Origin of the sequence: Armatimonas sp., from assembly GCF_043760365.1 — a bacterium.
In the GTDB taxonomy this organism is placed as follows: Bacteria; Armatimonadota; Armatimonadia; order Armatimonadales; family Armatimonadaceae; genus Armatimonas.
Genome location: NZ_JAYUPA010000257.1, coordinates 1 through 5,667, shown reverse-complemented (window position 1 = coordinate 5,667; position 5,667 = coordinate 1). Strand labels below are relative to the sequence as shown.

Sequence of the window (5,667 nt, the reverse complement as noted above, 5' to 3'; positions counted from 1 at the left end):
CGAGGCAGCTAAGTCGGTGTGCTCGCCAAACTCTGCCGGAGCCTCACACGAGATATCATGAATCGCCACAATCGCACCGCGCGCCGCCAGCCGCGTCGCCATCGTGTGACCTAAGCCCCGCCCCGAGCCGGTCACTAAAGCCACTTTGCCTGCTAAGTCCATTGTTTCCATGGCAAACCGTTTCGCGCTCGGGAGTATTTTTTCCTGCTATAATTCCCCCGGAGGCACCCTATGATTCTCTTCGCCGCTCTTATCGCGCTCACGGCACTGCCGCAGAAAAGCAATGTCCGTGTGTTCCCGCTTCGTTCCATCGCTCCCCACCAGCTCTTCGCTGCACTGCGCCAGCTCCCGCCCACGCAGGAGCACGACCTTGTGGTGCGCCCACAGCCGCTCCCCACGCTCCAAAAGACACCGTCGCCGGGCTGGGTCTCGGCGGAGCTGAGCGCGGCAGGGGTCGAGAGCCTGATGCCCTCCCAAGTCGGCCAGTCTGTGGTCGCCACGGGAACCCTCGCCGGGCTCCTGGAACTCCAGAAACGCATCGCGCTGCTCGATAAAAAGCTGATTCTGACGCTCCGGCTGGTGCAGGATGGCAAGACGGTTCAGCAGACGACGCTTTCCGTGCGCCAGTACGACCAGCAGAGCTTTTCTCGCCCCACCGGAAGCTCCCTGACACTCTCCTCGCAGTATCGCTTTCAGACACGCGACATCTTCCTGACCGTGCTATTTCCCAACCGCACCTTCCGACAAGCGCAGGCAAAGCTCGGCACCGAGAGCAAGCTCGTCCTCTCCGATGGTCAGGAGCTTTTTGTGACAGCGGCTCTGGAGAATGAAGGCCCGACGCGCTAGCGGGTCGAAGAAAACGGAGGATCGAAAATGCTACTTGCCCCACCCCCTGCCATTGTTTTGCAGACACAACCTCAGGAAAAACGTGTTCTGGCTAAGATCGCGCTTACCTATCTACGAACGCCAGCGCTTCTGGAACTCATGAGCAGCCCCGAGCTGGCTTCTCTACTACAGGAAGACGGAATGCCAGGAAAACCCTTGCCACTGCTCCGACCTGCGCGGCTGGATAATATCCTTTTCAGCCCAGCAGATCAGACCGTGATCACTCAGGGGACACCCGAGGCGCAAGAACAGTTCAAGGCACTCCTGAGACGGCTCGATGTTGCGCCCAGAAGCGTGCTTCTCACGATGCGTCTGGTGCAGGAAGGCAAGCCCGAAAGCCGACCGACGATCTCCACGTTCAGCAATGCGAAAGGCTGGATGACAGTTGGTGATACGACCGACCTCCAGATGGTTGCTGTGATCCCACACCTTAACCGCGATGGCAAGACCGTGGCGGTGGCCGCGAAAGTCAATGATGAAAAGTGGCTCGTACAGACCGTTAAGCTCGGCGCAGAGGCCAAGTTTGTCTTTCCCAACAACCAGACCCTCTTTGTCACGGCGACTCTACAGTGATCTCTGGGGCACGCTACGTCCACACGAACCTCATCGCCCGCGACTGGCGCAGGCTGGCGGAGTTCTATCAGTCTCTTTTTAGCTGTGTTCCCGTCCCCCCCGAGCGCGACTATTCCGGTGCCACTCTCGAAGCGGGAACGGGTGTGCCAGGGGCAACCTTGCACGGCGTTCATCTGCGTCTGCCTGGCTACGACGATAACTCCGGGCCAACTCTGGAAATCTACAGCTACACCCCCGAAGAAGACGGCCCCGCGCCCAAAGTAAACCGTCCTGGCTTTGGGCACATCGCCTTTGAAGTGGCATCGGTTCGCGACGCCCAGCGCGAGGTACTCGCCAGCGGCGGCGCTCCCGTCGGCGAGATCGTCACGCTGACCACCGCAACCGGAGTGCATGTCACCTGGTGCTACGTCACCGACCCCGAAGGAAATATCATCGAACTCCAGTCCTGGGGATAGGTTTCCTGCGAAATTAAACGTGAAGAAAGTGGAGGATTCAGAATGCTACTTATCACCCCGCCCGCGCTTGTTTTATTCACACCGACTCAAGAAAAGACAATCCTGACCAAGATTGAGCTACGCTACATCCCGCCCTCTGAGGCGGTAAAACAACTGGAGAGGAAAGCTCCTCTAAAAAGCCTGAGGCCTCCGGGGCTGGAGAATCTTCTTGCCAGCGATGCCGATAATACTCTGATCGCTCAGGGCACTGCGGAGGCCGTGGAGGCGCTCAAAGTGATTCTACGGTCGCTAGATGTGAAACCTCTGGTGTTGGAACTCAAAGTGCAGTTTGTTCAGCAAGGAGAAAATGTGATCTACCTGCGCCTGCGAACTAGGAACGATCAAAAAGGAACGGTGACACTGGGCGAAGGGGGCCTCGCGACTAGCCTTGTGATCGTTCCGCACCTCAGCGACGATGGCAAGTCCGTTTCGTTTGAGGTTATCCGCGAGATCGGTGACCCACAGAGCCTCCCTACCGCCAAGAAAACACGCTTCACAAAGGCTGGATCCCTCGGGCGAGAAGTGCGCATCACCCTTCCAGACGGTCTTCTGTTTCTGACGGCAACCCTGGTGGAGAAGTAGGCAATGCAGAACAACACCCTGCGATCCTTCAGTCTTTGTGATCCGGTAAACTGAGGGCATGTCTTTTGATGTCACGGTAATTGGGGCGGGGATGGCGGGGAGCGAGGCGGCATGGCAGGCGGCGCAGCGCGGGGCGAAGGTGCGGCTGATCGAGATGCGGCCCAAGAAGCTGACTCCGGCGCACCAGAGCGATAAGGCGGCGGAGATTGTCTGCTCGAACTCGTTTAAGAGCAACCATCTTTCGAATGCGAGTGGCCTGCTCAAAGACGAGATGCGCAAGCTGGATAGCATTATCGTGAGCTGCGCCGACGCCACTTCCGTTCCGGCGGGCGAGGCGCTGGCGGTGGACCGTGAGGCGTTCTCGGAGCTGGTGACGGAGCGCTTGCTGGCGCACCCGAATATTGACTTTGTCCGCGATGAGGCCACGGAGATTCCTGCCGAGGGCAAGGTGATTATCGCCAGCGGCCCGCTGACGTCGGATACGCTCGCGGCGCAGATCGGCCAGCTTACGGGGCGCTACGATCTGTATTTTTACGATGCCGTCGCCCCGATTGTGGACGCCAGCACGATTGACTACTCGAAAGTCTTTCGGGCATCGCGGCGAGGTAAGGGGCTGGACGCCGATACCAGCGACGATGCGGCGTATCTGAACTGCCCACTGAATAAAGAGGAGTACACGGCGCTCTGGCAGGCGATTACTGAGGCGGAGCTGGCCCCGGTTCATGACTTCGAGGATATAAAATATTTCGAGGCGTGTCTGCCAGTCGAGGAGCTAGCGCGGCGCGGCGAAAGAACGCTCTCGTTTGGCCCGCTCAAGCCTGTCGGGCTGGAAGACCCGCGCACCGGGCGGCGTCCGTGGGCCGTGGTGCAGCTTCGGCAGGAGAACAAAGCCGGGACGCTCTACAACTTAGTCGGTTTTCAGACGCGCATGAAGTGGGGGGCGCAGAAGAAAGTGCTCCAGCTCATCCCCGGCCTAGAGAACGCGGAGTTCGTACGCTTTGGTGTCATGCACCGCAACACCTACATCCACTCCCCGAGTTTATTAGACGCCACACTCGCGCTCAAGACCGACCCGCGCATTCGCTTCGCCGGGCAGATCGTGGGCGTCGAGGGCTACCTAGAGTCCGCCGCAATGGGCCTGATCGCGGGCCTCAACGCCACTTTAGAAACGCCGATTGTCTTTCCACAAACCACGTCGCTGGGGTGTTTAACGCACTACGTCGCAAACTACGAGGGCAAGGATAAAGATTTCGCGCCCATGAACGCCAACTGGGGCATGATGCCCGTGCTAGACGGCGACCGAATTCGCGACAAGAAAGAGCGGGGCCGCGCCATGGGAGCACGGGGTCAGAAGGACTTCGCCGAGGCACTTGCGTCGGCGGGGCTGTAGGCCGCCGATTAAAATCGGCGTCTGCAATGGCGCTTCGCGAAGGTTCGAACCTTCGCCGCGCCGCGAAGCCCGTGCCGGGCTGGGGAGGTTGTCGCGGATGGGACGGGTTATTTCAAGCATCTTCTGGGCGCTAGCGTATCCCTGTCCGTTGCGGAATCCGAAGGACTGGCAGGGAGGCAAGACGGAAGCGGCGGCCAGTTATAGTGAAGCTGTGCGCGATGTGCCAATACGAACACCCAAGCCAGTCCAGGTTTACGATGATGTTTGTGTGCGATCCTGGTACACCCTGGAGCAACCCAGGCGCTGGATGTACCCTGCGTTTGGGCATTCTCTCAACCGAGAGTACGCTAAGATTGGCGGGCTGAAGGGCTTGCAGGTTCTTTGTAGCTCCTGCCCTGCCTGCACTACACCAGAACCGACGGGCTGTGTCGGAAATTTTATCGGGGAAGAGCCGGACGAGTTTGATGAGATCGTAGACTCTCTCGGGCTACGTGCGGAGTTGGGGCGTCATTTCCCCGCGACCACCCCACTCTGGTATGGCCTCTGGATCGAGCCGGTTATCCCCCCTGCGGGAATCTCCGTGCTGCGCCATCTATTCGGAGCGCTGGAGCCGAAAAATCAGCCCCGCGCTGAGGGCTACTCGTCTTTTCTCCGTACGCTGGAGGTTGCGGAGCAAAACCAGATGACGCTGCATGTCCAGCGCACACCGGGCGGAACTCTGGGTGGGCCGGGGCCGCATTGTCCGCGCTGTAAGGCCCTTCAAGATATTGGGGAAGAGATCGTCTGCACAGTGTGTGGTCATATCTGCTCCACAAAACTGAGTAAGTGGCGTTTTCCTCGTCGCCAGCGTCGGCGTGACGATCTCTTTACCCAGCTTGGCGAGAGGCGTTTCGCAGAGATTACCCGGCTGAGCTTAATCTCCCAAGGAGCACTCGACACAGAACTCGATTTTCTCGTTGCGGCGATTCTGGAGCGCGAGCGCACTCGTCCTGTCTGGGAAGCCGAGCAGGAGCGAGCCGACAAAGCAGCAACCGAGCGGCAAAAACGCCAGGATCGCTACAAGCGAGCGGTTCTCTACAAAGGCATTCCACGAAAGGGAGATCAGTTTCGTGCCTCCGCGTTTCGCCGCCTGTTGGAGCGCTACGTCGTGCTGGGCGTCGAGGTGACCTCCGTCAGTCACTGCGCCGAGGAGTTCGTCAACTACCGAGTCGCTTACCGAGGCGAAGATCCCTTTGAGATGCTGGATAAATGGCTCGCCGAGGGGCTCTGCGAGTGGTTCCGCGCCAGTGTGTCTGTCCCCGACGCGCTCCTCTATCCCCAGCCCGGCACGGGCTTCGCGGCTGAGGAGTGAAGCCATTGCAGACGCCGGTTTCCAACCAGCGGCACCTTTAGCACCCACCATATCGCCGCCGATAAAGCTCTCACGATGAAAGATGACCTAGGCGACCGCATGAAGCGCGACTATGAGAGCCGCACGCGCTTTCTCTTGCCGCGCCGCACCAACACGCTGCTCCGCATTGATGGTAAAGCGTTTCATACCTACACGCACAAGCGCACCGGCGAGGAACAGGCGGCGATGGCGTTGCGCAGTGCCTGGGTTTCCGTTGGGCCTCCGATCTTCACACGAGAGCGCGAGTGGCTTCGGAGCCGAGTGCCCGAGTTTGGCTTATAATAGGAACCACTATGCAGCTATCGTTGATGCGAAAAGACCCGATGGATCGGACATTCTCTGGAGAAGACCTG

Annotated in this window: 8 protein-coding genes; 7 read left to right on the top strand and 1 reads right to left on the bottom strand. The window is 59.4% G+C overall.

Features of this window, described 5'->3' with window-relative positions; translation table 11 throughout:
• Positions 1-162 (bottom strand): SDR family NAD(P)-dependent oxidoreductase (locus ACH2EH_RS06220; protein ID WP_395139970.1); only part of this gene is annotated, 162 nt, incomplete at its 3' end.
• A gap of 69 nt (positions 163-231) precedes the next feature.
• Here ACH2EH_RS06220 and ACH2EH_RS06215 point away from each other — a divergent pair.
• The 7 genes from ACH2EH_RS06215 to ACH2EH_RS06185 all read left to right on the top strand — a co-directional run bounded on the left by ACH2EH_RS06215 (position 232) and on the right by ACH2EH_RS06185 (position 5,596).
• Positions 232-846: a hypothetical protein gene (locus ACH2EH_RS06215; protein ID WP_395139968.1), complete on the top strand. Its 615-nt coding sequence runs from the start codon at positions 232-234 to the stop codon at positions 844-846.
• A gap of 27 nt (positions 847-873) precedes the next feature.
• Entirely contained in the window at positions 874-1,458 is a 585-nt protein-coding gene (locus tag ACH2EH_RS06210; RefSeq protein ID WP_395139967.1) for a hypothetical protein, read from the top strand.
• Positions 1,455-1,913, top strand: a complete 459-nt coding sequence (locus ACH2EH_RS06205) for a VOC family protein (RefSeq protein WP_395139965.1) — start codon at positions 1,455-1,457, stop codon at positions 1,911-1,913. The genes ACH2EH_RS06210 and ACH2EH_RS06205 overlap by 4 nt, the downstream gene beginning before the upstream one ends.
• A 42-nt stretch (positions 1,914-1,955) precedes the next feature.
• Complete coding sequence (locus tag ACH2EH_RS06200) at positions 1,956-2,534, top strand: hypothetical protein (RefSeq protein WP_395139963.1); 579 nt, start codon at positions 1,956-1,958, stop codon at positions 2,532-2,534.
• Positions 2,535-2,592: 58 nt separating this feature from the next.
• Positions 2,593-3,924, top strand: a complete 1,332-nt coding sequence (trmFO, locus tag ACH2EH_RS06195) for a methylenetetrahydrofolate--tRNA-(uracil(54)-C(5))-methyltransferase (FADH(2)-oxidizing) TrmFO (protein ID WP_395139961.1) — start codon at positions 2,593-2,595, stop codon at positions 3,922-3,924.
• Positions 3,925-4,192: 268 nt separating this feature from the next.
• Positions 4,193-5,275 carry a hypothetical protein gene (locus ACH2EH_RS06190; protein WP_395139959.1) on the top strand — a complete coding sequence of 361 codons (1,083 nt, stop codon included), beginning with the start codon at positions 4,193-4,195 and terminating at the stop codon, positions 5,273-5,275.
• Between the two features lie 75 nt (positions 5,276-5,350).
• A complete protein-coding gene (locus ACH2EH_RS06185) occupies positions 5,351-5,596 on the top strand; it encodes a hypothetical protein (protein WP_395139957.1) in 246 nt (81 codons plus the stop codon).
• Positions 5,597-5,667 lie beyond the last annotated feature (71 nt).

Coding starts and splice junctions, on each gene's coding strand:
- ACH2EH_RS06200 (WP_395139963.1), top strand. CDS start 1,956: ATGCTACTTATCACCCCGCCCGCGCTTGTTTTATTCACACCGACTCAA.
- ACH2EH_RS06185 (WP_395139957.1), top strand. CDS start 5,351: ATGAAAGATGACCTAGGCGACCGCATGAAGCGCGACTATGAGAGCCGC.
- ACH2EH_RS06210 (WP_395139967.1), top strand. CDS start 874: ATGCTACTTGCCCCACCCCCTGCCATTGTTTTGCAGACACAACCTCAG.
- ACH2EH_RS06215 (WP_395139968.1), top strand. CDS start 232: ATGATTCTCTTCGCCGCTCTTATCGCGCTCACGGCACTGCCGCAGAAA.
- trmFO (WP_395139961.1), top strand. CDS start 2,593: ATGTCTTTTGATGTCACGGTAATTGGGGCGGGGATGGCGGGGAGCGAG.